The 25,368-nt window shown below is 54.0% G+C and carries 25 protein-coding genes and 1 pseudogene; 15 read left to right on the top strand and 11 right to left on the bottom strand.

The window, feature by feature from the left end:
• Window positions 1–7 precede the first annotated feature (7 nt).
• The 5 genes from GM154_RS14095 to GM154_RS14075 form a co-directional block, all read right to left on the bottom strand.
• Window positions 8–397, bottom strand: coding sequence for a hypothetical protein (locus tag GM154_RS14095; RefSeq protein ID WP_219652563.1), 390 nt, complete (start codon window positions 395–397; stop codon window positions 8–10).
• Window positions 398–433: 36 nt separating this feature from the next.
• Window positions 434–883: a molybdopterin synthase catalytic subunit MoaE gene (gene moaE / locus GM154_RS14090; RefSeq protein WP_219652562.1), complete on the bottom strand. Its 450-nt coding sequence runs from the start codon at window positions 881–883 to the stop codon at window positions 434–436.
• Window positions 884–885: 2 nt separating this feature from the next.
• On the bottom strand, window positions 886–1,137 hold the full coding sequence (locus GM154_RS14085; RefSeq protein ID WP_219652561.1) for a MoaD/ThiS family protein: 252 nt from the start codon (window positions 1,135–1,137) through the stop codon (window positions 886–888).
• Complete coding sequence (gene moaC, locus GM154_RS14080; protein WP_010795362.1) at window positions 1,134–1,610, bottom strand: cyclic pyranopterin monophosphate synthase MoaC; 477 nt, start codon at window positions 1,608–1,610, stop codon at window positions 1,134–1,136. Before moaC ends, GM154_RS14085 begins: the two co-directional genes overlap by 4 nt.
• Window positions 1,611–1,711: 101 nt before the next feature.
• Window positions 1,712–3,103 (bottom strand): PhoH family protein, encoded by a 1,392-nt coding sequence (locus GM154_RS14075; RefSeq protein ID WP_219652560.1) that lies wholly within the window; start codon window positions 3,101–3,103, stop codon window positions 1,712–1,714.
• A 378-nt stretch (window positions 3,104–3,481) separates the two neighbouring features.
• Between GM154_RS14075 and yaaA the strand changes: the two genes are divergently transcribed.
• The 9 genes and pseudogenes from yaaA (at window position 3,482) to GM154_RS25980 (ending at window position 14,544) form a co-directional block, all read left to right on the top strand.
• Window positions 3,482–4,264: a peroxide stress protein YaaA gene (gene yaaA / locus GM154_RS14070; protein ID WP_219652559.1), complete on the top strand. Its 783-nt coding sequence runs from the start codon at window positions 3,482–3,484 to the stop codon at window positions 4,262–4,264.
• 104 nt (window positions 4,265–4,368) lie between these two features.
• Window positions 4,369–5,043: a PilZ domain-containing protein gene (locus GM154_RS14065; protein ID WP_219652558.1), complete on the top strand. Its 675-nt coding sequence runs from the start codon at window positions 4,369–4,371 to the stop codon at window positions 5,041–5,043.
• A 496-nt stretch (window positions 5,044–5,539) separates the two neighbouring features.
• Window positions 5,540–6,991 carry a mannose-1-phosphate guanylyltransferase/mannose-6-phosphate isomerase gene (locus GM154_RS14060; protein WP_019364371.1) on the top strand — a complete coding sequence of 484 codons (1,452 nt, stop codon included), beginning with the start codon at window positions 5,540–5,542 and terminating at the stop codon, window positions 6,989–6,991.
• Between the two features lie 174 nt (window positions 6,992–7,165).
• Entirely contained in the window at window positions 7,166–8,041 is an 876-nt protein-coding gene (locus tag GM154_RS14055; protein ID WP_219652557.1) for a TIGR01459 family HAD-type hydrolase, read from the top strand.
• A 32-nt stretch (window positions 8,042–8,073) separates the two neighbouring features.
• Complete coding sequence (locus tag GM154_RS14050; RefSeq protein ID WP_219652556.1) at window positions 8,074–9,045, top strand: D-glycerate dehydrogenase; 972 nt, start codon at window positions 8,074–8,076, stop codon at window positions 9,043–9,045.
• Window positions 9,046–9,207: 162 nt separating this feature from the next.
• Window positions 9,208–11,826 (top strand): DEAD/DEAH box helicase, encoded by a 2,619-nt coding sequence (locus GM154_RS14045; protein WP_219652555.1) that lies wholly within the window; start codon window positions 9,208–9,210, stop codon window positions 11,824–11,826.
• Window positions 11,827–11,983: 157 nt separating this feature from the next.
• Entirely contained in the window at window positions 11,984–12,793 is an 810-nt protein-coding gene (locus GM154_RS14040) for a SirB1 family protein (protein WP_219652659.1), read from the top strand.
• Window positions 12,794–12,918: 125 nt separating this feature from the next.
• Window positions 12,919–13,686: pseudogene (locus tag GM154_RS25985) on the top strand (MCP four helix bundle domain-containing protein); the annotation flags it as partial.
• The gene (locus GM154_RS25980) at window positions 13,666–14,544 is read left to right on the top strand and encodes a methyl-accepting chemotaxis protein (protein ID WP_374940322.1); all 879 of its coding nucleotides are present in this window, start codon (window positions 13,666–13,668) and stop codon (window positions 14,542–14,544) included. The pseudogene GM154_RS25985 and the gene GM154_RS25980, both read left to right, overlap by 21 nt.
• A 33-nt stretch (window positions 14,545–14,577) precedes the next feature.
• On the opposite strand, the gene GM154_RS14030 is transcribed toward GM154_RS25980, so the two are convergent.
• Together GM154_RS14030 and GM154_RS14025 are read right to left on the bottom strand one after the other, a co-directional pair.
• Entirely contained in the window at window positions 14,578–15,261 is a 684-nt protein-coding gene (locus GM154_RS14030; protein WP_125887754.1) for an LrgB family protein, read from the bottom strand.
• Complete coding sequence (locus GM154_RS14025) at window positions 15,254–15,628, bottom strand: CidA/LrgA family protein (RefSeq protein ID WP_010795374.1); 375 nt, start codon at window positions 15,626–15,628, stop codon at window positions 15,254–15,256. Before GM154_RS14025 ends, GM154_RS14030 begins: the two co-directional genes overlap by 8 nt.
• 88 nt (window positions 15,629–15,716) lie before the next feature.
• Here GM154_RS14025 and GM154_RS14020 point away from each other — a divergent pair, with 88 nt between their 5' ends.
• Window positions 15,717–16,619 (top strand): LysR family transcriptional regulator, encoded by a 903-nt coding sequence (locus tag GM154_RS14020; RefSeq protein ID WP_219652553.1) that lies wholly within the window; start codon window positions 15,717–15,719, stop codon window positions 16,617–16,619.
• Between the two features lie 86 nt (window positions 16,620–16,705).
• Here the strand turns inward: GM154_RS14020 and GM154_RS14015 are convergent, their stop codons facing one another.
• Window positions 16,706–17,158, bottom strand: coding sequence for a flavodoxin (locus tag GM154_RS14015; RefSeq protein ID WP_219652552.1), 453 nt, complete (start codon window positions 17,156–17,158; stop codon window positions 16,706–16,708).
• A 280-nt stretch (window positions 17,159–17,438) separates the two neighbouring features.
• Between GM154_RS14015 and GM154_RS14010 the strand changes: the two genes are divergently transcribed.
• The 5 genes from GM154_RS14010 to GM154_RS13990 all read left to right on the top strand — a co-directional run bounded on the left by GM154_RS14010 (window position 17,439) and on the right by GM154_RS13990 (window position 20,377).
• On the top strand, window positions 17,439–18,011 hold the full coding sequence (locus GM154_RS14010; RefSeq protein WP_219652658.1) for an antibiotic biosynthesis monooxygenase: 573 nt from the start codon (window positions 17,439–17,441) through the stop codon (window positions 18,009–18,011).
• 95 nt (window positions 18,012–18,106) lie between these two features.
• A complete protein-coding gene (gene folM / locus GM154_RS14005; protein WP_150346823.1) occupies window positions 18,107–18,817 on the top strand; it encodes a dihydromonapterin reductase in 711 nt (236 codons plus the stop codon).
• Window positions 18,818–18,852: 35 nt separating this feature from the next.
• The gene (locus GM154_RS14000; protein ID WP_019364360.1) at window positions 18,853–19,146 is read left to right on the top strand and encodes a DUF1244 domain-containing protein; all 294 of its coding nucleotides are present in this window, start codon (window positions 18,853–18,855) and stop codon (window positions 19,144–19,146) included.
• Complete coding sequence (locus GM154_RS13995) at window positions 19,143–19,490, top strand: HopJ type III effector protein (RefSeq protein ID WP_219652551.1); 348 nt, start codon at window positions 19,143–19,145, stop codon at window positions 19,488–19,490. Before GM154_RS14000 ends, GM154_RS13995 begins: the two co-directional genes overlap by 4 nt.
• 167 nt (window positions 19,491–19,657) lie before the next feature.
• Window positions 19,658–20,377 (top strand): 16S rRNA (uracil(1498)-N(3))-methyltransferase, encoded by a 720-nt coding sequence (locus tag GM154_RS13990; RefSeq protein WP_010795381.1) that lies wholly within the window; start codon window positions 19,658–19,660, stop codon window positions 20,375–20,377.
• A gap of 36 nt (window positions 20,378–20,413) precedes the next feature.
• On the opposite strand, the gene GM154_RS13985 is transcribed toward GM154_RS13990, so the two are convergent.
• From GM154_RS13985 to GM154_RS13975, 3 genes are all read right to left on the bottom strand, one after another.
• Window positions 20,414–20,893 carry a chemotaxis protein CheW gene (locus GM154_RS13985; RefSeq protein WP_010795382.1) on the bottom strand — a complete coding sequence of 160 codons (480 nt, stop codon included), beginning with the start codon at window positions 20,891–20,893 and terminating at the stop codon, window positions 20,414–20,416.
• Between the two features lie 11 nt (window positions 20,894–20,904).
• On the bottom strand, window positions 20,905–21,927 hold the full coding sequence (locus GM154_RS13980; protein WP_010795383.1) for a chemotaxis protein CheB: 1,023 nt from the start codon (window positions 21,925–21,927) through the stop codon (window positions 20,905–20,907).
• A partial coding sequence (locus tag GM154_RS13975) for an Hpt domain-containing protein (protein WP_219652550.1) occupies window positions 21,920–25,368 on the bottom strand: 3,449 nt, incomplete at its 5' end. The genes GM154_RS13980 and GM154_RS13975, both read right to left, overlap by 8 nt.

Raw genomic sequence — 25,368 nt, 5'->3', positions numbered from 1 at the left:
GCGCGCCTTAAAAGCCAAAAGGTGCCAGCGGTGCCAACAGGTTCAACAACCAGACCTTAACGATACTCCTGCGTGTCGGTTTAAAGCCCACACAACAGAACGAAGGGTCGCTGGTGCAATAGTAAACCTTGATCCTATCGCCTATTGCTACCTGCTCCGCCAAGGCTTTTAGACTGGAAGACGAATACCCCATCAGCGTATCCAGGAAGTTCAGGCTGTAGCGCTGCTCTTGGACCTGATAGCTGAATGTCAGCCGATAGAGTGGGGCCTTTTCCAGAGAAGCGATATACCCTTCTGTCAATGCGCTGTCTGACAGCTTCAGCCATTGCCACAGCTGACAGAGGCTTATAACGAGTGCCAGCCCAAGAATGGCACCCATCGCACACAGCCAAACCATACCTGCCCTCCGGTTTTACGCTGTCAGAGCATGGGCCTACTCCCAGCGCTGGGCAGCGCTGATATCGCTGCTCTTGCCTTCAACCCAGCGTGGGCCTTGGGGAGTGTCTTCCTTCTTCCAGAAAGGCGCCCTTGTTTTCAAATAGTCCATGATAAATGCACAGGCTTCGAACGCCGCCTGACGATGTGCGCTTGCCGTACCTACGAAAACGATAGGCTCACCAGGCTCCAGACGCCCTACCCGATGGATGATATCCACCTTGAGTAGCGGCCAACGCGAGTTTGCCTCATGAGCGATCTTCGCCAGCGACTTTTCAGTCATGCCAGGAAAATGCTCCAGATAAAGACCAGATACATCCAGTCCGTCATTGAAATCGCGTACATAGCCTATGAAGGTTACGACAGCACCTACGCCTACATTGGCCGCATGCATTGCGCTGGTTTCGACGCCAGGATCGAACGCCTCGGCCTGCACTCGTATGGTCATGTCTAACCTCCCGTTACAGTCGGGAAGAAAGCCACTTGATCACCGTCAACCAACGGCTCATCCAACATGCATAGCTCTTCGTTACGTGCGCACATCAGGTTTCGCTCGCTTAACACATCCGCCCACACACCACCTCTGGAGACCAGGTGAGCACGAAGATCGTTTAGTTGAGTAAATTTATCCTGCCATTGGATGCGCTCGTGCTCGCATTGCAATGCTTCACGGTAACGCGCGAAATAATGCACTTCGATCATGCGTCGTGCTCCACTTTGAAATGGCCGCTCTTGCCACCCTTCTTTTCCAGCAGACGAACCGCTTCGATACTCATACCCCGATCCACAGCCTTACACATGTCATAGATCGTCAAGGCCGCCACGCTGGCAGCAGTCAAGGCTTCCATTTCCACGCCCGTCTGGCCTGACAATTTGCACGTTGCCTGAATATGAACGCTATCGGGCTCACAGGCAGTGAGCTCAACTTTCACGCCTGTCAGCAGAAGCGGATGACACAAGGGAATCAATTCATGGGTTTTCTTGGCCGCTTGAATACCGGCTATACGCGCCACCGCAAAGACGTCACCTTTCGGGTGGCCGCCCTGCTGAATCATTTGCAGCGTTTCAGGGAGCATGCGCACTTGCGCTTCAGCAACAGCCTCACGAAACGTTACCTGCTTGTCGGTAACGTCCACCATGTTGGCGCGGCCCTGGGAATCAAGATGGGTCAGCATGTTTGGCCTTCCGTTATACAGAGGCCCTTGATTCTACTATGGACGAAGGGGATAAGCAGGAAACTGGCAATATCCTTTGCCGGTTTCCTGCCAGGAGGTCATTACATATGCGCTTCGGCGTACTCGGCCAGCACCGAGCGAGGCACGCCTTGCAACGTAATATGCACCCCGTGGGGGAAGCCTTTGAAACGCTCGCTCAGATACGTCAATCCTGAACTGGTTGCTGACAGATACGGCGTATCGATCTGTGCCAGGTTACCCAGACAGATGACTTTTGAGCCGGCACCGGCGCGGGTAATAATGGTTTTCATCTGATGCGGCGTAAGGTTCTGGCACTCATCAATGAGGATCAGACTCTGCTGGAAACTACGCCCACGAATGTAATTCAAGGATTTGAACTGAAGCGGCACCTTACTCAGAATGTAGTCGACACTGCTATGAGGACTTTCATCATCCATATGCAGCGCTTCCAGGTTGTCGGTAATGGCGCCCAGCCATGGCTCCATCTTTTCCGCCTCGGTGCCGGGTAGGAAGCCAATATCCTCATCCAGTCCCTGAACGCTACGCGTCGCGATGATTCGACGATAACGCTTGGTAACCATGGTTTGTTCAATGGCTGCGGCCAGGGCAAGAATGGTTTTCCCCGACCCGGCGGCCCCGGTCAGGTTTACCAGGTGGATGTCAGGATCCAACAGAGCGAACAACGCTAGGCCCTGGTAGATGTCTCGAGGCCGAAGGCCCCAGGCCTCTTGATGCAGCAGAGGCTCCTGATGCATATCGAGAATGATGAGTTCATCATCTCGAACAGCCTTGACCCAACCAACGAACCCCTGCTCGTCGACAATGAAGTCATTGAGGTGCATTGGCGGCAAACCCTCGGACAGCTGTACCCGATGCCAGACGCGTCCTACATCCTGTCGTGAATCGACCTTGCTGACGCGATCCCAGAAAGAGCCTTCAAGGGTATGATAGCCACGCGACAACAGTGCAATATCATCTACCAGCTGATCGGTATGGTAATCCTCAGCATCAATCCCGCACCCCCGCGCCTTTAAACGCATGTTGATGTCTTTGGTTACCAGTACTACGCGCTCACCGGGATGGTGAGTACACAGCTCAACCAGCTGATTGATGATGCGGTTATCGTTGTGATTATCAGGCAGCCAGGTAACAGGGGCCGCCCGCTTGTTCATCAGAATGGAGAGATACCCTTTCGTCTCCCCTTTGCCGCGCGGTATGGGCACACCTTTTTCGACATCCTGAGGAGAGGCCTCAGCAAGAACGGTATCAATCAGCCGAATCGCCTGACGGCACTCGGCAGCCACGCTATGTTTCCCGGTTTTTAACTTATCGAGCTCCTCCAACACCGTCATCGGAATAGCAACGTGATGTTCTTCGAAGTTCAGTAGTGCATTAGGATCGTGAATCAGTACGTTGGTGTCGAGCACATAGAGGGTGGGCTGGGTGGGGCGGGAGCGTCCATGATCATCCATACTCGTTCACCTCATCGAGAATCCCAACGGGACTCTTGTGGCCAGTCGACGGAGGCCAATACGGCGCTCCGCAGCGAAAGGTGCCACCACACCTCGGGGCTTCAGGGCCAAGCCTGCAACTCAAGGGCAACCCCGTTCGTGCAGCGGACATCTTGGTAATACCCTAATCTTTGAGCAGGCAAAACCCCTTTTTTCTAACTGGACACCATTTTTTTCTTATTGGCTAATACCACTGGCAACGTTGCCGATGTAGTACTAAAGTTTTTACCCGCTGTTTACAGAGCCTCCTACCTTCATATGCCATATAGCTTTTTCCAACTGGAGCTACGTTTTGTGCACGGCCTACAATGAGCCGTTAATCGAAAGGAGCTCTATATCATGCTGATGGTGATTTCACCCGCCAAAACCCTTGACTACGAAACACCGCCAGCCACTCGGCGCTATACACAGCCTGAATGCCTCGACGACGCTCAAGCGTTGATCAATCAGCTCGTTACGCTTTCGCCTGCCGATATCGCAAAACTCATGGGAGTTTCAGACAAGATCGCCGGCCTTAACGCTGCACGCTTTGCCAGCTGGTCTCCAGACTTTACGCCTGAAAACGCCAAACAGGCTCTACTGGCCTTCAAGGGTGACGTCTATACCGGCTTAGCGGCTGAGGATTTCGACGACGCTGACTTTGACTTTGCCCAGACGCACTTGCGCATGCTGTCCGGCCTTTATGGCATCTTGCGTCCTCTGGACCTTATGCAGCCCTACCGGCTGGAGATGGGAACCAAGTTGGTCAACTCACGCGGCAAGGACCTTTACGCCTTCTGGGACACGCACATCACACAGCGATTAAATGATGCGTTGGAAGATCAGGGCGACGATATTCTCATCAACCTGGCCTCGAACGAATATTTCGGCTCTGTCAAACGTGCACAGCTCAAGGGACGCGTTATCGATATCGAGTTTCGGGATCTTAAAGGCGGTCAATATAAGATCATCAGCTTCTATGCAAAAAAAGCCCGCGGACTCATGACGCGTTACATCATAAAAAACCGGTTACGAGACCTTGCTGATTTAAAGTCATTTGATGTTGAAGGCTATTTCTTTAGTGAACCATCTTCGACTCAGGAAAAGCTGGTTTTCTTACGAGACAGTCCTGTTAAGGCATAAATAGTTTATTTATATAAGCCCTCTTTTTAACCATGCGTAACTTCGTCTGCTTACCTTTATTGGAATTTTAGCAAGACAAGAACTTTACAGTGGAGATGGATCCAATGAGCGCACCCGACATCAGTTCCATACAAAGGCAGCACCTGCGCGTTCAGTTGCCCGCCAGGATCCGTTATCAAGGCGCCCACCGTGAAGGCATGGAGCATCAATTGCTTGAGCTTTCCACAGGCGGATTTAGTTTTATTTCAAAGTCTATTACTGCTCATACGGGCGATAACCTCAAGGGCAAACTCCTTTTTGCAATCAACTCCCTCAGTCTTGCTATCGACGTAGCATTTGAAATCAAATCTATTGATCGGGATACAGGTCGGGTAGGCTGCGCCTTTTATAACCTCGCCCCCAGAGAACTCTCTGCGCTTCAATATCTGATCGAGGCTTATCGCTTTAACGATGACGTTACCGTCAGTCATATGATCGACTCGGCGTTTGCCCAAAAGCGGCTAGGCAGAGGTGCTACCGGGCTTGTAAAGGAAAGCGGAGCAGCATTACAAATCGAAGGACGATTCGAATTCGATGAGTATCGTCTTGTGCTGCCCGGCTCGTCAGTTGACTTCTATCTTTTTGACGAGCAACAGCCAAGATCAGGTACGATCACATCGTTAACACTCGAAGCAGCGGGAAGCACCTACGTCGTTATTGCAACCATAGAACCCAACCAGCAGATTCCCTCCTCCTACATGGGTACGCCTATCAAGCTCTTCATTGCGCCTCAAGCCTAACGGCGATCCAGTTCTGGCAGCTCTGATCAAGGGCTGCCCTGCTTAGCGAGAGCTTGACCCAGATCACAAAAAGAAAAGAAGCCATCTTTTTTAGTGAACGTTTCACAGAAAAGAAGTCTCACAGGGACTAGCGTTACTACAGTTGATTCCTGCCCTGGCATCTTCAAGTGTTTAGGCTTTAATGAACTTTTTTAAGAGCACCATGTCAATGAAGACCTTGATGGCAAAAAGGAATCACTCTAGCCATCTTCCTAAATTATCATTCTAATCAGCGGTAACGATCATCATTTGGGTAAAGCAGTTCAATGCTTATTAGCCTGCCGGTGATGTACTGCATATAAGTTGTAACTAATTTGTAACTAAAAAAGCTAATTAATTAGCTTGGCTTTTTATTTTTATTCATAACCCTGCTTAGGCAGGAAATAGAAGCACGGACGCTTCGTCCCGCCCGAAGGGACTGCGACCTACAACTCAGCAAGCGCTGAAGGAGAATGCCATGATTCCAGTGATTCTTTCCGGGGGAAGCGGTTCACGACTCTGGCCGCTATCTCGAAAAATGTATCCAAAGCAGTTCCTGGCTTTGGCAAGCGAAAAGACCCTTTTCCAGGAAACCATATCAAGACTGGCCTGCGAAGAGCGCATGCAGCAGCCCTTGATTGTTTGCAACATTGAGCACCGCTACATTGTTGAGGAACAGCTCAAAGCCCTTAAGTGCCAGCCTCAATCACTGATCATGGAACCGTTTGGTCGCAATACGGCTCCTGCCGTGGCGATTGCTGCCATGAAACTGCTGGCCGACGGCAAAGACGAGCTGATGCTTGTTCTGCCAGCGGACCATGTCATTGAAGATATCGATGCGTTTAAAGCATCCTTGAATTCGGCCACCGAAGCCGCTGAAAAAGGCGAAATGGTCCTGTTCGGCATTCCTGCACTGCGTCCGGAAACCGGCTACGGCTATATCAAGGCAACCCACTCAGCTAACCTGCCTGAAGGGGTCAATCGCGTCGAGCGCTTCGTAGAGAAGCCAGACGCCATTCGTGCCACCCAATACGTAGAGTCAGGCGATTACTACTGGAACAGCGGCATTTTCATCTTCCGCGCCAGCCGCTTCCTGGAAGAGCTGAAGCTGCACGATCCTGATATTTACGATACCTGCCTGCTTGCGCTTGAGCGCAGCCAGGTTGATGGCGATCACATCATTATCGACCGCAACTCGTTTGCCGTCTGCCCGGACAACTCCATTGACTATGCTGTCATGGAAAAGACCACTCGCGCTTGTGTGGTTCCGATGTCTGCCGGTTGGAACGATGTAGGCTCCTGGTCAGCCATTTGGGATGTGCATGACAAGGATAGCGATGGCAACGTTACCAAAGGTGACGTGGTTCTGCACGAGGCCCGTAACTGCCTCGTTCACAGCACCAACAAGCTGGTCTCCCTGATCGGCATCGAAGATGTCGTGGTTGTAGAGACCAAAGATGCGGTCATGATCGCACACAAGGATAAGGTCCAAGACGTCAAGAAGGTGGTCAACAAGCTCGAAGCGCAAGGTCGCCAAGAGGTCAAGAGCCATCTGGAAGTGTTCCGTCCTTGGGGCTCTTACGATTCCGTCGACATGGGTCAGCGCTTCCAGGTCAAGCGTATCACTGTCAAACCAGGCGCTCAGCTGTCTCTGCAGATGCACCACCACCGCGCCGAGCACTGGATCGTGGTCTCTGGCACAGCGCAGGTCACGTGCGATGACAAGACCTTCCTGCTGACCGAAAACCAGTCCACTTACTTGCCGATGACGTCTGTACATCGCTTGGCCAATCCTGGCAAGGTACCGCTGGAAATCATCGAAGTACAATCAGGTGGCTACCTGGGCGAAGACGATATCGTTCGCTACGAAGACGTTTACGGTCGCGTCGACGCACCACAGACCAAGAGCACTAACGCTGTAGCGCGTTAATCGCTCTGAGCTGAGCCAAGAGAAAAAATAAAAATAAGGGTCCTCTTGTCTCCAGATTCAACAACACCGGCCAAGCGCCGGTGTTGTGCTTTCTAGGCCGAAGTGATCTCAATCGCTAAAGCAGGTACCCTGGCTCCTTTCAGCTTTTGCAACCTTATCAGGACGTTATTTTCCATGACGCCATCCACGCCCCTTCCTCACCTTGTCTCCCATTCTGATCTGGATGCTGTATGCGATCAGTACGATGGATTTATTCTCGACCTATGGGGGGTACTGATCGACGGCTACGACGCCTTTCCCGGTGCGCAGAACTGGCTGGCACGGCGTGCAACCGAAGGCAAGCCCGTCTGGTTCCTGAGCAACGCATCCCGTGATGCCGCTTCCATGACGGATCACCTGGTTGAACTGGGTATCGCTCGGGAGCAATTTGCCGGTATAACGACCTCAGGGCAACTGGCCATCGACGCGATTAGCCAGGAATCAGCGCTGGCACAGGGGGGTATCTATCTGACCGGACCTGGCGAAGGTCAGACTGGCTGGCCCGAGCACATACGCAGCCGATTCGTGACCGACATCCAACAGGCATCCCTCATCCTAGGCGTAGGGAGCTTCCCTCAGGATGAGCTGGCGCTTCGTCAGGCCCCGCTCAAGGACTTCATGCATTTACCGTTTCTCTGCGCCAACCCTGATCGCACAGTAGTTTCTGGCGGCCTACCCTACTACGCCGCCGGTAAGCTGGCCGACTACTTCGCTTCGCTGGGCGGAAGTGTGCGCTGGTACGGAAAGCCTGATCCCTATGCGTTTCTTTGTGCTCAACGAGAACTGGCAACTTTAGGCGCCACCAAGCTGCTGTTTGTGGGTGACTCACTGGTCACCGACGTACCGGGTGCAGTTTCGGCCAACATTGATTGCTTATGGCTGGCGTCAACTGGAATCCACCGCGAGGCATTGGGTGTGGAGTTCAATGAGCAACCGGAGCAAGAGCAACTTGAGCGCTTCCTGATGGATTATTCGATACGCCCTCAATATGTCGCTGCTGGTCTAGTCTAAAGAGACTAAACCCTAACGGAGATCCGTTGCCCGTGAGAAAGAATGTCGTTATCTATAATCGTCTTCCCGCTCCACTGGTTCAACAGTTGAGCGAAGCCTTTAACGTCACCGTCATTGATACTCAGGGCAATGTCGATGAGCAGTTCCAGCATGCCCTCCTTCACGCACACGGCCTGATTGGTGCCAGCAAGACACTAGGCCGCCATGAGTTGCAACATGCAGAAAACCTGGAAGTAATTTCCAGCGTTTCGGTTGGATATGACAGCTATGACGTGCCCTACCTGTCCGAGCAGGGCATTCTACTGACCAACACCCCCGATGTACTGACCCAGACCACAGCAGACCTTGGATTTGCTCTGCTGATGAGTACCGCTCGCCGCCTGCCTGAGCTGGATGCCTACACCAAGGCAGGGCAATGGACAAAAGGCGTAACGGAAGAGCATTTCGGTACGGACGTTTATGGAAAGACGCTGGGAATCGTAGGTATGGGTCGCATAGGTGCAGCCATTGCAAAGCGCGGCCACTTCGGCTTCGACATGCGGATTCTTTATCATGCAGGCAGCTGCAAGCCCGAACTGGAGAAAGAATTCAAGGCAGAGTATCGAGACCTTGAAGCTCTGCTTCAGGAATCCGATTTTATTTGCCTGGTAGTCCCTCTGACAGAGTCCACTCGCCAGATGATCGGCGCACGTGAACTAAGGCTCATGAAGCCCAGCGGTATTCTGATCAATATTGCGCGCGGGCCAGTGGTTGATGAAGCAGCTCTAATCAAGGCGCTTTCCAACCAGCAAATTCGTGGCGCAGGCCTGGATGTTTTTGAGCAGGAACCGCTTTCATCATCGCCCCTGTTTTCGCTGAAGAATGTCGTCACCTTACCGCATATTGGTTCAGCGACTCACGAGACACGGTATGCCATGGCAGAGCGCGCCGTCTCCAATCTGACAGCCGCCTTAAGCGGCAATCGGCCACAGGATTTGGTTAATCCTGAAGTATGGAAGGGTTAAATCAAGCCAATCTGAAACCAGCGCTTAACAGCAGACTCTTTAGATAAGCCATGCTGTCGTAATTAAGTGATATCTATTTGAGCAACCTGAGCGACTTCAGTACGGGGACGCTTTCGGTCTGTGGCACAATTACCCGTTTGTGCTTCGTGTTACAGGCTTCATATGCGTCTACGTTTCGACCATCTGCACTGGCAAGACTGGAAAGGCTCCTTTACTGAGCGCAACTATGAGCGTGGCCGGCGCTATGCTCAAGAAGGTTACGCCACGGTCCGGTCAGCCGCCGATGGGCTGGTCTATGCCATATGCAGCAGTCCTTCAGGATTGGATTACCGCCAATCCATCACGCTCAAGCCTGGTCCAAGAGGTTGGTTTGTTGATGGCCGGTGCACATGTGGGGCTGGCAGAAACTGCAAGCATACTGCTGCCGTGCTGTTCGAGCTGGAGCGCCTTCAGCGGGCCGGCAGCCCTCCTCCTCGCCGCGAAGCAGCCGAGACAGCCATCAATCTGGTCAAGCCGCCCAAGCCATTGTTGGTATTGGGTAGCCACACACAGGTTGACTATGATCGGCAAACCGCACGCATGCGCCCCGTCACCCGCCACAGGGCTGCCCTGGCGTTTCTTTATGACGGCAAAAAAGTGTTCGGCAAGCCTGTACCGGGTCGTAGTAGCGCGGCAACGCTGCCAACACGCCACAGTGAAGCCGAGCAGCGCCTACGACAAGTCTTACAGGACGCAGGCCTCCGAGTAGCGACACGGCGAAGCGCAGCCTTGCCCGAAGATGCGGGCGAGATGTTTGAAATGCCTGATGACTCCAGTTGGCTGCGCTTTATCGAAGTCACACTTCCGCAGCTGCGTGAAGCGGGCTGGCAGATAGATATGCGTCCAGAATTCGCCTTTGAGCTGACCGAGGTGGAGAATTGGTACGGCGAAATTGAGGAGGCGCCTGATCATGAATGGTTTGATCTGGAGCTCGGCATCGTCGTACAAGGGCGGCGCGTCAGTCTGCTGCCTATCCTGATCGATCTTATCCGGCGGGATCCCCAATTATTCGAACCGGGAGCACTGGCCAGACGCTCTGACGATGAGCGCCTGCTGCTCCGCGTGGAAAGCCCTGCTGCACGCAAGCAAGGACGCCCCGCACGTATCGCCCTGTCTCTATGTAGACTAAAGCCCTTGCTTGCCGCACTCATGGAACTGCATGGGCATTCGTTACCTGTTAATACCAAGCAGATACGTTTGTCTCATCTGGACGCCGCACGGCTGGCTGAACTTGAAGAAAATATCCCACTGACATGGCAGGGTGGTGAGCAGCTCAGAAACTTCGCCCATCGACTACGCCATTACTCAGCTTCGCCCCTGCACGTCCCGGAAAGCCTGCGTGCCGAGTTAAGACCGTATCAGCGCGATGGCCTGGCTTGGTTGCAGGCACTTCGCGAGCTGGATGTGGGCGGGATCCTGGCCGATGACATGGGTCTTGGTAAGACCTTGCAAACCCTGGCTCATATCCTGGTCGAGAAAACGGCTGGCCGGTTGACCAGCCCTGCCATGATCGTCATGCCTACCAGCCTAATACCCAACTGGCAGGACGAAGCAGCCAAGTTCACACCTGAGCTGAAAGTACTGGCCCTCCACGGTACTCAACGGCGTAACCTGTTCGAGCGGATACCTGAGCACGATATCATCCTGACTACCTACGCCCTGCTACCGCGCGATGCCGAGCAGTTGGCCAGCTTCTCCTTTCATCTTCTGGTATTGGATGAAGCACAATCCATTAAGAATGCGGCAACCAAAGCGGCGCAAGCGGCGCGGGGACTCAATACGCGACACCGTCTATGCCTGACGGGCACCCCGCTGGAAAATCATCTGGGTGAGCTTTGGTCTCAGTTCCACTTCCTGATGCCAGGCTGGTTAGGCGATATAAAGGACTTCAAGCGCGACTACCGAACGCCGATCGAAAAAAATGGCGACACCCAACGCCTCGCCCAATTAAAGGGACGAGTAAAGCCTTTCATTCTGCGTCGTACCAAACAGCGAGTAGCCAGCGAGCTGCCACCCAAGACGGAAATTGTCCAGTTGGTCGAGCTGACTCAGCCACAGCGCGATCTTTATGAAACGGTACGTGTTGCACTTGATGAGAAGGTCCGTAACGAAATCTCCAAGAAAGGCTTGGCCAGAAGCCAAATTATCGTTCTTGATGCACTGCTGAAACTCCGCCAGGTCTGCTGCGATATCCGACTGGTCAACGGCAACGAAACATCCGCCAAGTCGTCTGGAAAGCTACTCGGCTTACTGGAATTGCTCGAAGGCCTATTGGCCAATGGCAGTCGTGTCCTGCTGTTCTCGCAGTTCACTTCCATGCTGGCGCTGATCCAGCAGGCGCTGGATGAAAGACGGATCGACTATGTCACCCTTACCGGTGAAACCCAGGATCGCCGTACGCCTGTCGAACAGTTTCAGTCCGGTGAGGCCCCGGTTTTCCTGTTGAGCCTTAAAGCAGGCGGTACGGGACTCAACCTGACTGCGGCCGACACGGTGATTCACTTCGACCCCTGGTGGAACCCGGCGGCGGAGAGCCAGGCCACAGATCGTGCCTATCGCATAGGGCAAGATAAGCCGGTTTTTGTGTACAAGCTCATTGCAAGAGGCACCCTGGAAGAGAAAATCCAGCAATTGCAGTATGAGAAATCCCGCATTGCCGCAGGGATTCTTGAGGAGAACACAGCCGACTGGCGAATGTCGGAATCGGATATCGAAGCGCTTTTCACCCCATTGGGTAAATAGACTTTCCTCCTTGGCCGTTCTGCTTGTCTGAGCAGAGCGGTGCATCACTCGAGAAGCGGTCTAAACTTGTCAAACATAATAAAGTCCATATCCCTTATGATCTGGATGCTGTTTGTCTGCGCTTACCCTGCTGTGGCATGGGGTTTGGGAGATTGCGATGGAGTTACCGCGCCAAGCCTGCCTGGATGCGCTCAACCGTGAGCCACCTGCTGTATTTGAGGCAGCACTCTGGATAGCCGCTGAACATGACCTGACCTTTCAGCCTGAAATGGCCCAGCATCTTCTGACGGATCTCATCCCTTCTGTCGAGGCAGCTATTGATCATCAAGGCTCGTCCGCCGAGCGCGCGCAGCAGCTCGTACGTCGGATGATCGAGCTGGGTTTTCACGCCGATGACTGGCCGATGAAGCCTCAGGCAGCGTTGCTGCACAAGGTGCTGGCTCGTCGAAGGGGACAGCCACTTTCCTTATCAATGATCGCGATGGAGCTGGCCCGCAGACTGGACATTCCTCTGGTTGGCGTCAACTTTCCAGGCCATTTCCTGCTACGTGTCCCTGAGGCGGATCACCTGCTTGACCCCACCAGTGGAAGACGACTTTATTCCAAGGATTGCCGCGGACTGCTCGCCTATCAGTTTGGTCCACATGCCCAACTGCAAGCGCAGCACCTACGCACTGCTCAGCCTCGCGAACTGCTCCAGAGACTGTCTCGAAACCTTCGTCAGTTGCATGAATTTGATAACCAACTATTGGCAGCCCTGAAAGATGCGCAGCGGGTATTGGAAGTAGGGCCGCCCAGCGTCTCGGATCATCTAGCTCGTGCAGAACTGTATAGCCGACTGGACTGCCCTCAGGCCCAGCGTTATGACCTTGAGCATGCCCTATTGTTAAGCGATGACCCAGCCGAGCAACTGCACCTGAGCCGTCGCCTGGCCGCGCTGAGTGATAGTCGCCGCCGTCTTCATTGATAGGTGTGGAAACATGCCTTAACAGTCAGAACCTTCTATCTCCAGCCAGGCGGGTATCAAGTCCTGCCAAGCACAGCCGATAGTCAAGCAACCTCCTTTACGCTGTACTTAGCAGGACCTAAGCAATGACCCTTCGTAACTTAAATATCGCACCTCGTGCTTTCCTGGGGTTTGCGTTCATAGCTGTACTCACTCTTTTTCTAGGCATTTTCTCGCTCTATCAGATGCGTGATATACGCCAGAACAGTGTTACTTTTGAGCAGAACGTACTTCCTAGCGTAACGAGCCTTGATGACATTACATCATTAACCCTGCGCCTACGCGTCCTTTCATACCGTTTGCTTATCAACCGTGAGCCAGAGAATCTACAAAAGACGTTGGCACTGTTTGATCAGCGCACTAGTCAAGTCGAAACAGCTAGCGCTAACTATGAAAGGTTAATCTCATCAGATACTACACGTGCTTTATACAGCGAATTTCGAAAGCTCTGGAGTGATTACCTTCAGTTGAAAAATCGTATGTTGGAGCTTTCTTCGGCTAACCAGCTTGATGAACTCAAGATCGTTCTGAACGAAGAATTACTTAAAAACTCTGATGCCATTAACGCTATTCTGGCCAAGCTCATTCAGTACAATACTGACGCAACAAAGGAAATGAATCAGAATGCCGCCCAGAGCTATTCCACCTCTGTCGCTACCGCTATTACTTTGTTGGTCATCGTCGCATTACTGACCGTACTCCTGGCTTGGCTGCTGACGCGCAGCATCGTGCAGCCGGTTGATCAGGCCCTGCGTGCGGCTGAAGAAATTGCCAGCGGTGACCTGACCAAGCACATTCAGGTCACCGGCAAGGATGAGCCCGCTCGTCTCTTGATGGCCATGCGTACCATGCAGGAAAAACTGCGTCATACGTTAGAGCGCATCTCAGGCTCTTCGAGTCAGTTGGCTGCCGCCTCCGAAGAGCTCAGCAGCATTACTGACGAGAGTGCACGTGGCCTGAATCGCCAGAATGACGAAATCCAGATGGCTGCAACGGCCGTAACGGAAATGAGCTCGGCAGTAGAAGAAGTGGCTCGCAATGCCATGACAACGTCCGAAGCCTCCAAGCACTCTGCCAGCGCGGCTCAGGAAGGTCAGGGTCGCGTGCTGGAGACCGTTTCGTCCATTGAGCACATGACCTCGGAGGTTCAGACGACCGCATGTCTGGTCGGTGAACTTGCCAGTCAATCGCGCGATATTGGCAAGGTGCTTGATGTGATTCGTGGCCTGGCTGACCAGACCAACCTGCTGGCACTCAACGCCGCGATTGAAGCGGCCCGTGCGGGAGAGGCAGGTCGCGGCTTCGCTGTCGTCGCCGACGAGGTACGAGCTCTGGCGCATCGTACCCAGGAGTCGACTCGTGAAATTGAGCAAATGATCATGAGTATCCAGAATGGCACTGAGCAGGCCGTGAACTCAATGGAGTCCAGCACGACCCGAGCAGGTTCTACGCTGGAAGTGGCTCGTCGTGCCGGCGAAGCGCTGGAAGAAATCACCCGCGCCATCAGCGAGATCAATGAGCGCAACCTAGTCATTGCCAGCGCAGCCGAAGAACAGGCCCAGGTAGCTCGTGAAGTAGACCGCAATCTAGTCAATATTCGGGATTTGTCAGTCCAGAGCTCGGAAGGTGCTCGTGATACCACGGCAGCCAGCCAAGAGCTGTCGCGCCTGGCTGTTGAGCTGAATACCTTGGTATCTCATTTCAAGGTTTAAGGATGAACGTGGTGCAAGGATGCACCCCCTCCATCAAAGCACCCAGATCAGCAGTTGGGCGCCCAGCAGATTGAACAAGCCGGTCAATACCATCGTCAGTCCGGCCACTGTCCCCTCCTCAATGCCTACTTCGTAAGCGCGGCTTGTACCGGCACCATGGGCACCTACGCCAAACATCGCACCTCGCGCCAGAGCAGAGCGCAACGGAAGAAAGCGCAGAAGAAGGCTACCCACCACAGCGCCAAAAACACCTGTGACCAATACGAAAGCAGCGGTCAGTTCAGGTACGCCCCCCAGATCCTTGGACATAGGCATGGCAAACGGTGTCGTAATCGAGCGTGGCAGCAGGGATAACGTGACAGGCGCTTCCAAAGCCAGCAAATGGGCCAATGCCCAAGAGCTGAAGATTGACACAAAGCTGCCTACTACAATGCCGGCCATAAGTGCTCGCCAATAACGGACCAGAAGTCGACGCTGCTGCCAGATCGGTACGGCAAACGCGACGGTAGCCGGCCCAAGCAGGCCGATCAGCCAACCGGTGTAGTGGGAATACTGCGCATAGCTCGTGCCTGTCGGAATGGCAATCAGGTAAAGAATAGTCGGCACAAAGACAATAGGGGCCAGCACATACCACTTGATGCGCTTGTAAATCATCCGGCTCAGGATATACCCACCCAACGTCAGAAGCAGCCAGAACACGCCAGTCCAATCAAGCATCCTGGCGGCTCCTGCGACGAAACATCCATTCCACCGTCAAAGCGGTACTGATCATGACCAGAAGCGTGCTGAAGCACACCGCCATAAGAATACGGATGCCCTCTTCCCGGACAAGAGGCCCATAATCAAGCAGACTCATCAGCGCTGGGATGAAAAACAGCAGCATCTCACCGACCAGCACACGGGCACCGCTTTCAAGCCACTCTGGTTTTATCACTCGCAGCGCAAGAGATAGCAGAAGGATCGCCAGACCTAGAACACCTGCTGGGATAGGCAAACCGAAATACTGCCCAAGCCATCCGCCTAGCCACCAGATACCTAACAATACAGCCAACTCAACCAGCGTCCGCATGTAACGGGGAACCATAAGACATCCATTACGTTTAACTGGCTTCAAGGATACGCCCGGCCTTACTATCCCAGAAGCGAATTATTAGAATCAGAGCCATTCCAAAATGGAATTCAAACAACTCCGCATGTTTGTCGAGGTTGTACGCCAGGGCGGTTTTACTGCCAGTACACGCGTGCTTCACGCGACTCAATCGACCGTCAGCAAGCAGATTGCCCATCTGGAGCAAAGTCTGGGGTTGCGTCTGCTGGATCGGACAGGCCCCGCCCTACAATTGACCGATGCAGGACATGTTGTGCTCAAACATGCTGAGCACATATTGCGCCAACACCGCGAAATGCTGACGGAGCTGGATGATCTGGCCCGCCTGGGTCAAGGACAACTGCGCGTTGGGCTACCCATTCTGGGTGCAGAAACATTGTTTGCAGCCCCCTTTTCCCTCTACCGTAAGCGCTATCCGCAAATTACGGTTCACTTGGTGGAAGGTGGCAGCAAGCTCATGGAGGAGTTGGTCATCAAGGGTGATATAGAGATTGGTGGCTGTCTTACCCCTAATGATCCTTCTTTTGATTATCAACCTTTTTGCAATGAGCCTTTGGATGCCGTGCTGTCATGTATTCATCCATTGGCCAATAGGCCCCGACTGGCATTAGCGGAGCTGGCCGCTACGCCCTTCTTGCTATATCAGCAGAGCTATACCTTGAACGATCGACTGTTACAGGCGTGCCGCGAAGCGGGCTTTACGCCCCAAGAAGGTGGCAGAAGTGGACAGGCGGACTTTCTGATAGCATTGGCAGCAGCAGGACAAGGCGTTGTTCTCCTACCCCGAATCGTGGCCCAAAAGCTGATACGTCCCGATGTCGTACGCATTCCTCTGACCCAACCTGACCTCCGGTGGGACGCCTCCTTTATCTGGCGGCGTGGTGCATACCTTTCCCGGGCGGCAAGAGCCTGGCTCGATCTCATGCGGGAAGTCAGCCTGGAACAATTCGGCAAAATGGATACTTGAGTCTGAATATCCTGAATTAAAGTCTGCCATGACAACATAGTCATCAAGCCATTAGCGCCTGATGACTTAGCAGACTGCCGTTCCCCTCAGCGGATCAAGGCTGTTATCAGAAGATCCAGCCACGGCTCCGCGTCTGTTTCGGGAGTAACGGTTTCACTGGCATCGAGCTTTAATATAGGCAGCACTTCCTGCAGTCCAAGCTCGGCAAATAGCTCCTGCATTTGCATACCACCACCACAGTAAGTATCGCCGTAGCTGGCGTCCCCCAAACCGATCACGGCTGCGGGCCTGCCACGCCAATCCGGAAGCGTATCGCGCAGCGCATAGTAAAGCGGCTGTACGTTGTCCGGCAGCTCTCCCATTCCGGTTGTCGATGTCACGGCAAGAAACGCATCGGCATCGAAAGCCAGCAAATCGTCCAGTCCTCCACGCAAATTGAGCCAGACCTCATGCCCACCTGCCTCCAGAATCTGCTTGGCGTGCCTGGCGACCTCCTCGGCCGTGCCGTAAACGGAGCCACATAAAATGGCGACTTTCATGACACCTCCTTAATCACTGGTATGCCTAACCTTACCATGCTGCCCTTTGGTTCACACACAGCGCTTCTTGCACTGACATGACGCCTACTACTTAGGTCTAGCCAGCGCTCATCGGCATTTAACGCAAATGGAATGAACCTTGTATATGCTTGCACAGCCTGATACTCAGGCGATCGAAGCACTCCAAACCGATTCGCTTCCTGTTCTCGACCGCAGTGCCTACCCGGCGCTGTGTGATCAGACCGTCCTATCCGGATAGTTGCATGTGGAGAGTTCTATGATGCATCCCGTCACCCTGATGGTGGCTCGCCGTGTCGCCGATGGCTGTTACGATAATTTTCTCGAATGGCTCCGCGAAGGTGAGCGCTTGGCGACCTGCTATGAAGGCTATCTTGGATCGGGCGTCCTCTCCCCACCGCCAGGCGATAATGAAGTCCAGATCGTGTTTCGTTTTTCTAATGAGCAGACATTAGGTGCGTGGGAGCACTCCTCGACGCGTCAGCACTGGCTTGAGCGGGGCAAGGATCTCTTCGAGCAGCCGCAGGAGCTTCGTGCACAGGGCCTTGATACCTGGTTTGGCGATGCCCGCCGCACACCTCCTCGCTGGAAGCAAAGCATTGCTGTCTGGCTTGCGTTCTTTCCTGTATCGCTGCTATTCAATGCCTTGTTAGGCGACAGGTTGGCTGGGTTGCCACTGGTACCCAGAATATTGCTCAGCACCCTGATCCTGACCCCTACCATGGTGTGCTTCTTTATCCCCTGGGTAACTCGCCTGCTTTCCGGCTGGCTCAACAGTGATGCCTCGCAGGCTCGCCGGAGAACACTCCGGCCTGCTACGACTCGTCATTCATGATGTCACGATGGTGAAGGGTTTGCGATAATCGAAAGCTGTCTGCAGAGTATCGAATCTCTAACAGACAGCCCTTTCGTCTGTCGGAGCCCCATCCCATGCATCACACGTTTGCTGCCCCGCTGATTATCACGGGCGCCAATAAACGAGTCGGCCTTGCCTTGACCAAAACATTGAGCAGTCAGGGGTATGAGATCGTAGCCACGTACCGCAACGATCCTGGCGAGCTGGTGACGCTGGAAAATGTTTACCCTTTTCAGGTAGACCTGACCTCCGTTGAAGACAGGCAACAGTTTATCGACTATGTACTCACTTACGCCAAAAGCCTGCGCGGCATCATTCATAATGCATCGCTTTGGCTGGACGACTCGCTTCATCATTTCCAGACCATGTATCAGGTGCATCTCGAAGCGCCGTATCACCTGAACCTGGCTCTGGAGCCGCTCCTGCTTGCCAGTATGCGCGCCGATATCATCCACATTTGTGACGACAGTGCCTCCCGAGGCAGCAAGAATCACATCGCCTATGCAGCGACCAAGGCGGGGTTGAGTAACATGACACTGTCGTTCGCTGAAAAGCTCGCACCGACTGTCAGAGTGAATACCATTGCTCCCGGTCTCCTCATTTTCAAAGAAGACAGCAGTGCTGATTATCAGAAGGCTACGCTGAAAAAGGCTCTACTTCCGTATGAGCCTGGAGCCGCGCCGATCATCGAGGCTGTGACCTATCTGTTGCAGTCCACCTATACAACAGGCAGTACGGTTACGGCCAATGGTGGCCGCCACCTGCGTCATTCGAAGAATGCCTGATTGTCCCAGGCATTCATTTTTGGAGGAATCGATCCATGACCGAACAAGAGCGCATTGAGCTGGAGGCTGCGGCCTTTCGTACACTAGTAGAACATTTGCGCAAGCGTACCGACGTACAAAACATCGACCTGATGAACCTGTCAGGCTTTTGCCGGAACTGCCTATCGAAATGGTATAAGGCGGCGGCGGATGAAAAGGGCGTGGAACTGAGCATGGACGATGCACGTGAGGCCGTCTATGGAATGCCGTATGCCGAGTGGAAATCGCTTTACCAGAAGGAAGCCACACCTGAACAGGCTGCTGCTTTCAAGGAGAGTGCCAAGCCATGACTCCCCTCGAGACCTTTCGCGCTCGGCTTCGTAGTGATGAGCATCTGTTCGCCGATACTTTGGCTTTCATTGCAGAGCACTATGATTACACGCCTCAAGCCTTTGTAAATGGTTCGGTAGAAAACGCAGCTGGCCAAAATGAAGGCTCCTGCAAAACCCTAGGCCTTGCGCTGCTGGAGAGCTTCGAGACACAGGAAGCCCTGCTGGCCTTTGGGGAGCATTACCGTAGCGTTATTGCGACTCCTGAAGGTGCTGACCACGCCAACATCCGTTCGCTGATCACCCATGGTCTGGCGGGCGTCCGCTTCGCCCAGCCGCCATTGGCAGCAAAACAGTCGGTTTGATCTGTCGCTTGCGCCTTGATCCGAAACGATCAAGGCGCAACAGTGTTACTCATAGCTTGTTCGCGTTCAGTGGCTAGATTCTACTTACCTAATTGAATCAAGCCGTGCCTTCAGCTCATGGGTCAGTAATAATAGGCAGCGACTGCTTTCTAAACCTGTGACTGCCAATGCGCCTATCTCGCTTTTACGTCGACCTTCCCCTTTCGCTCGGGCAACAGATCCTCCCTGAAGCACAGGCTCATTATATGGGACGTGTATTACGTCTTACCTCGGGTACAGCCGTACAGCTATTCGATGGGTCTGGCTATGAATACAAGGGAGTGCTAACCGAGATCGGGAAAAAATCGGCGCACGTGGACATACAGGAGCGCTTTTCCGGAATGGAGGAATCAACGCTTCGTGTCCATTTAGGGCAAGGTCTTTCCCGAGGGGAAAGAATGGATTGGGCTATACAAAAAGCGACAGAACTGGGCGCCGCCGAAATCACTCCTGTCATGACGGAGCGCTGCGAGGTGCGCCTGAAAGATGAGCGAGCCGACAAGCGTCTTCTACATTGGAAGCAGGTCGCTATTAGCGCCTGTGAGCAGTGCGGACGTTCAACCCTCCCTATCATCCATGCCCCCGTCACGCTAGCCGAGTGGCTTGGAAAGGTCGAGGCCGATTTGAAGCTTGTACTTCATCCCGTTGCGGAGCCGCTTACCAGCCACACGCCACCCTCTAGTCTCGCCTTTCTGATAGGCCCAGAAGGTGGTCTTACTGATAACGAGGTGGCAGAGTCCCAAAAGGCCGGTTTTGTTTCTGCACGTCTGGGACCGCGTGTACTCAGGACTGAAACAGCGCCGGTTGTGGCGCTGGCTGTAGCACAGCAGCTTTGGGGAGACTTCTAGAAGGTTAGAAAGCCTGGTCTCAACCGGGCTTTCTGATTAGATCACTCCGATTTCAGCCAGCTTTTCTTCCAGCGCAATCAGATCGGGAATCTTCACTACACTACCCTGATGCTTCACAGCTGCCAGCTCCAGAGGATCCAGAGGAACATCAGCCGACTCAAGGTCAGGTGTAACTCTCATGGAACGTGGAATACCTTGCACGAGGATGGCCAGGAAACGCACATGAGCACGCCCTCCCAAGGCATTGATGATCGCGACCCGGGCTGACGTACTGTTACGGTCAAACTGCAACGGCGCTCCCGAGGCGGCTTCGAAGCTGAGCAGCGGGAGCCGAAGGTCTCGCCACGCTACCTGCCCCAAACACCAGTCAGGCTGATCAGCCAGCTTGGCAACCGGACGATACGGTATCAGCTCAGCCACAGCAACGTTAGGCAGCAAAAGCGTGCGGTCCGTAAGGGAAAGCAGCAGTCCTGTCAGGTTTTCAGGTGTGCTTGTGAGTGCTGGTGTTTGGCTCATAGGAACTCCTTTCAATGAGCATGCTGCTTGGCTAGGCGGTTGACCAGTGCTTCGGCCAGCCCCCGCGGATCACTCGTGAACGAAGAGAATCCTGCCTCTCGAAGTGTCTCTGGCATACTGGCGCAACTACAACTGTCGGCGCTTTGAGTCCATATCTCCGCACCTCTTCGGCGCATATAGGCTGCTGAGCTGCTACCGTCATTACCCATGCCACTAAAAATGATCATGCCGCAACGCGAACCGAAATGTTGAGCCAGATTGAGCATCATCTGGTCGACCGAAGGCGTATAGGGCTCCGGCCATTTGCGGCTCAGGACATCCAGCTTGGAATCATTACGAAAGCTCAGCTCGTTCTGTGTTGGAACGACTATGACCTCACCACACCTGACCTCAAGTCCCGGCTGCGCAATTTGTACATGCCATTGACTGTGGCGACCTACCGCCATTGGAAGTGTCGCCTCAAAATTGGCATCGATATGCTGCGCATAAAGAAAGCCAATCGGCAGTCCGCCTGGCAAAGCGTCAAGAAAAGTCTTTACTGCATCCGGTCCGCCCAGCGATGCGGCCAACAGCCATACCTCTTTGGCAGACTCCCCCATCTGCAAGGGTGTTGAGGCCAGAGACGCTGGCAAACTCAGTCGCTCCGGACGCTCGGTATCAGCCAGAAGCGCCTGAAGGCTCGGACCAACTGCCTCGGTCGTATCACCCACCAAATGCTTCAGCTTGGTAATAAGACGGCGCTCCCAGCGCGGGAAAAGATCCGAGCTGAACTCAGGTGCCTGGCCTTCTCCAAAGAGGACAGGCGTAGAGGTATGTTCAAGCAGATCCTCCAGCACGTTGGAGTCTTCCGACTCAGCCAGATCCACCAGCCAAAGATCCGTCTCACAGGCTCGCAAGGCTTCCACATCAAGGCGCGTCGGATCGCTGTTGAATACCACCTGATAGCCGTTGCCAGCCAATACCTGTTGCAACACATACCGTTGCAACGAGGTATCAGCCAGAATGGCAACTCGAACTATTGCTTTCTCAGTCATTTACCTTGACCAACTGTTGGATGTGATTGAGAAGCTCATTTTCCTGGTACGGCTTGCCTAGGTAATGATTTACGCCAATAGTGAAAGCACGATCACGGTGCTTCTCGCCTGTGCGTGACGTAATCATGATGATAGGCAGGTCCTTGAGATGCTCATCGTGACGCACGAGTGAAGCCACCTCGAAGCCATCCATCCGCGGCATCTCGATATCAAGCAACAGGATATCGGGCTTGCGCTCCTGAAGTAGAGCAATCGCATCCACGCCATCCTTAGCGGTAATCACGTCCATCCCGCTCCGTTCAAGCAGACGGCTAGTCACCTTGCGAACCGTAACCGAGTCGTCAACCACCATAACCAGTGTCGGCCGCTCAACTTCGGTCTCCACGGCATAGTCGATCGCAATAGACAGGTCGGCCGGCGCGCCAACGGCACGAGCATAGCGGCTGCGAATCAAGGCCAGCAGGTCAAGAATCACGACTACTCGACCATCCCCTAGAATCGTAGCGCCAGAGATACCATGCACGCCGGTAAACTGTGGGCCCAGGCTCTTTACTACGATCTCTCGCGAACCGGCCAGGCTGTCAATCTGTATAGCCACGGCATGGTCATTCGAGCGCACCAAAATAACCGGCAAGGGAAGCGGCTGGTTGATCAGTTTAGGCCGTTGCCCATTTTCCAGCAGCTCACCCAAGTATTTCAGCTCATACGTCTGGCCTGCATACTCGAAGGAACGAGCACCGGCCTGATAGTAAGCTTCCAGCTCCGTCGCCGACACACGAACGATACCTTCGATTGTGTTCAGCGGAACTGCATACAGGTCCTCGCCAGAGTGCACCATCAGTGCCCGGTTGACCGACACCGTAAAGGGCAAACGGATCGAAAAGGTCGTTCCCTCTCCTGCAACCGAGTGAATACCCATGGTTCCACCCAATTGTTTAACCTCGGAGTGGACCACGTCCATACCAACGCCGCGTCCGGAAATCTGAGTCACCTGTGCAGCGGTGGAGAAGCCCGACTCCAGGATGAACTGCATGACTTCCTGCTCGGAAAGCTCACTGCCCTCATCCATCAGGCCGCGCTCTATGGCTTTGCGACGTACCGCAGACAAATCGATACCACGGCCATCGTCAGAAAGCGTCAGCAGAATATCACCGCCCTCACGACTCAAGGAGAGGTGGATATTGCCCGTTTCGGGCTTGCCTGTTTCCTTACGTGCTTCACTGTTTTCGATACCATGGTCTACCGCGTTACGCAGCATGTGCTCGAGCGGAGCGACAATACGCTCCAGCACATTGCGATCCATTTCGCCTTCGGGGTTGTTTACCTCAAACTCAACCTGCTTTCCCAGCTCACCCGCCACCTGCCGAACAACGCGGCGCAGACGTGGAACCATACGGTCGAAAGGCACCATGCGCGTACGCATCAGGCCCTCCTGAAGTTCCGTGTTGACGCGAGCCTGCTGTAATAGCAGGGTCTCCGCATCACGGTTACGGGATGCCAGTGTGTTTTTCAGATCGAGCAAGTCAGACGCCGACTCGAACAAGGAGCGGGACAGCTGTTGCAGTTGCGAGTATCGGTCCATTTCCAATGGATCGAACTCTTCATAGCCCGCACGCTCATGCTCATCCTGGTGACGGCTGAGGATCTGGGCCTGCGTTTCGGTATCCAAGCGACGTAACTGATCGCGGACCCGCTCAATGGTCGCCTCCATCTCACTGAGCGTGGCACCGATATCACTAACCTGCTGCTCGACACGACCTCGGAAAATGGAAGTCTCACCGGCCAGATTAACCAGGTTTTCAAGCAGATCAGCCGGAACGCGTACCAATTCCTGAGGAGCTCGACGGTTACTGTCTTTGCGCGCCGCTTTCTGCGCCCGTTGTACGAAAGGCAGCACCTGAACCTGATCATTGGACTCTTGCGGTGCGGCGGCCATGACAGGGGCAAGCACCTCCAGAGGTTGCTCGGGCTCGCTCACTGGTTCAGGTTCAATCGCTACAGCCAATGCAGGCATGGGCGCTGCGGTGAAATGTTCACGCAGGTCCGCAATTCGTGCCCCTAGATCAGCCAAGCCGTCACGGGCCTTGCCTTTCAACTCAACAATACGGTCCGAGGCAACGGGCCCGTTCAATGGGCTGGCGTCCCCCAGCTCCTGTTCAAGCAAGTGGGCCTGGTCACCCAGTGCGAACTGGCCTGCGAGACGAGCACCACCTTTCAAGGTATGCAGGCAGCGCAGCAGATCATCAACGGCCTCATTCGAGCCTTCGACTTCCTCCCAACGATGGAGCGCCAACTCCATATTGGTGAGCAAGTCCTCAGCCTCCTCGATAAAGATCTCCAGAATTTCGTCTTCATCGGAGTCTTCTACTTGAGCAGGCGGCAATGTAATGCTGACAGGCTGCTCCAACTGCTGATCCGTGCTGGTACGGAAAGCATGAATGGCCTCCACCAGACGCTGGCCAGACGGTACAGGTTGGCGATTACGGACACTTTCCAGCATCTCAAGCAACAGATCGTGGCTTTGATGTAGAAGGCCAAACAAGTGCTCACTCGAACGGAGGCGTCCTGCACTCAATCCTTCGTATAGGAATTCAAGCTCATGGGCCAAATCGCTGACGGGTGTGATGTCAGCCATACGGGCACCGCCCTTGAGCGTATGCAGGTCACGCTGCAAGGCTTCCAGTTCAAAGCTGTTATGCGTATCCATCTGCCAACGTTGCAGAGAACCTGCCGCGCTTTGAAGAATATCGAAACCTTCCTCAAGGAAAATATCGATCAGTTCCTCGTCAGCCTCGTCCAGAGGCTCGAAAGGTTGTACCTCTGACGTTGACGTGTCCTCGGAATACGCAGCGTCTTCATCCTGCTCGACCTGCTGCGTCCGCTGTATACCCTGCCGATAGGCCTGAATCGCATTGACCAGGTCATCAGGCTGACTAAGCGCTTGATGATTCTGCAACTGGTCAAGCTGCTGAGCCAAGCGGTCATGACAACGCTGGAGCAGCGGTTTTAAGTCGTCACTTGGTTGGTAACGACCGTCAACAAGCCCCTCGTATAACGTCTCAAGTTCATGGGCCAAAAGGCTGATGGGCTCGATATCAGCCATCCGCGCCCCGCCCTTGAGAGTATGTAGGTCGCGCTGCAGAATCCAGAGATTGTTATGGTTGGTCGGCTCCTTGAACCAACGCTCAAGTGCCTGCCCAGCGCTATCAAGCAGGTCGACCGCCTCTTCCAGGAAGATGGCCACCATCTCGCTGTCAAGCTCATCGTCAACTGGAATAGCAGGAGCCTGTGCAACGGGCTCGGCCGTACTGATCGCAGAGGACTCGACTACCGGATCGACATCATCAGCCGACACTGCCTCAGCCTCAGTCTCAGTCTCAGTCTCAGTCTCAGTCTCAGTCTCAGTCTCAGTCTCAGTCTCAGTCTCAGTCTCAGTCTCAG

This window comes from Pseudomonas sp. MAG002Y (assembly GCF_019400845.1).
GTDB lineage: Bacteria > Pseudomonadota > Gammaproteobacteria > Pseudomonadales > Pseudomonadaceae > Chryseomonas > Chryseomonas luteola.
The sequence above is the reverse complement of the archived record's forward strand: the minus strand, read 5'-3'. Positions and strand labels throughout refer to the sequence as shown.

Excerpts from the sequence above, each read along its gene's own strand:
- GM154_RS25980 (WP_374940322.1), top strand. The coding sequence starts at position 13,666 with ATGGCCATGCGTACCATGCAGGAAAAACTGCGTCATACGTTAGAGCGC.
- GM154_RS14075 (WP_219652560.1), bottom strand. The coding sequence starts at position 3,103 with ATGGATGATCATGGACGCTCCCGCCCCACCCAGCCCACCCTCTATGTG.
- GM154_RS14085 (WP_219652561.1), bottom strand. The coding sequence starts at position 1,137 with ATGATCGAAGTGCATTATTTCGCGCGTTACCGTGAAGCATTGCAATGC.
- GM154_RS13990 (WP_010795381.1), top strand. The coding sequence starts at position 19,658 with ATGCGCCTATCTCGCTTTTACGTCGACCTTCCCCTTTCGCTCGGGCAA.
- GM154_RS14055 (WP_219652557.1), top strand. The coding sequence starts at position 7,166 with ATGACGCCATCCACGCCCCTTCCTCACCTTGTCTCCCATTCTGATCTG.
- GM154_RS14045 (WP_219652555.1), top strand. The coding sequence starts at position 9,208 with ATGCGTCTACGTTTCGACCATCTGCACTGGCAAGACTGGAAAGGCTCC.
- GM154_RS13980 (WP_010795383.1), bottom strand. The coding sequence starts at position 21,927 with ATGACTGAGAAAGCAATAGTTCGAGTTGCCATTCTGGCTGATACCTCG.
- GM154_RS14020 (WP_219652553.1), top strand. The coding sequence starts at position 15,717 with ATGGAATTCAAACAACTCCGCATGTTTGTCGAGGTTGTACGCCAGGGC.
- GM154_RS14025 (WP_010795374.1), bottom strand. The coding sequence starts at position 15,628 with ATGGTTCCCCGTTACATGCGGACGCTGGTTGAGTTGGCTGTATTGTTA.
- GM154_RS14040 (WP_219652659.1), top strand. The coding sequence starts at position 11,984 with ATGGAGTTACCGCGCCAAGCCTGCCTGGATGCGCTCAACCGTGAGCCA.
- GM154_RS14030 (WP_125887754.1), bottom strand. The coding sequence starts at position 15,261 with ATGCTTGATTGGACTGGCGTGTTCTGGCTGCTTCTGACGTTGGGTGGG.
- GM154_RS14010 (WP_219652658.1), top strand. The coding sequence starts at position 17,439 with ATGCATCCCGTCACCCTGATGGTGGCTCGCCGTGTCGCCGATGGCTGT.
- GM154_RS14065 (WP_219652558.1), top strand. The coding sequence starts at position 4,369 with ATGAGCGCACCCGACATCAGTTCCATACAAAGGCAGCACCTGCGCGTT.
- folM (WP_150346823.1), top strand. The coding sequence starts at position 18,107 with ATGCATCACACGTTTGCTGCCCCGCTGATTATCACGGGCGCCAATAAA.
- GM154_RS14060 (WP_019364371.1), top strand. The coding sequence starts at position 5,540 with ATGATTCCAGTGATTCTTTCCGGGGGAAGCGGTTCACGACTCTGGCCG.
- moaE (WP_219652562.1), bottom strand. The coding sequence starts at position 883 with ATGACCATACGAGTGCAGGCCGAGGCGTTCGATCCTGGCGTCGAAACC.
- GM154_RS13995 (WP_219652551.1), top strand. The coding sequence starts at position 19,143 with ATGACTCCCCTCGAGACCTTTCGCGCTCGGCTTCGTAGTGATGAGCAT.
- GM154_RS14015 (WP_219652552.1), bottom strand. The coding sequence starts at position 17,158 with ATGAAAGTCGCCATTTTATGTGGCTCCGTTTACGGCACGGCCGAGGAG.
- moaC (WP_010795362.1), bottom strand. The coding sequence starts at position 1,610 with ATGCTGACCCATCTTGATTCCCAGGGCCGCGCCAACATGGTGGACGTT.
- GM154_RS13985 (WP_010795382.1), bottom strand. The coding sequence starts at position 20,893 with ATGAGCCAAACACCAGCACTCACAAGCACACCTGAAAACCTGACAGGA.
- yaaA (WP_219652559.1), top strand. The coding sequence starts at position 3,482 with ATGCTGATGGTGATTTCACCCGCCAAAACCCTTGACTACGAAACACCG.
- GM154_RS14000 (WP_019364360.1), top strand. The coding sequence starts at position 18,853 with ATGACCGAACAAGAGCGCATTGAGCTGGAGGCTGCGGCCTTTCGTACA.
- GM154_RS14095 (WP_219652563.1), bottom strand. The coding sequence starts at position 397 with ATGGTTTGGCTGTGTGCGATGGGTGCCATTCTTGGGCTGGCACTCGTT.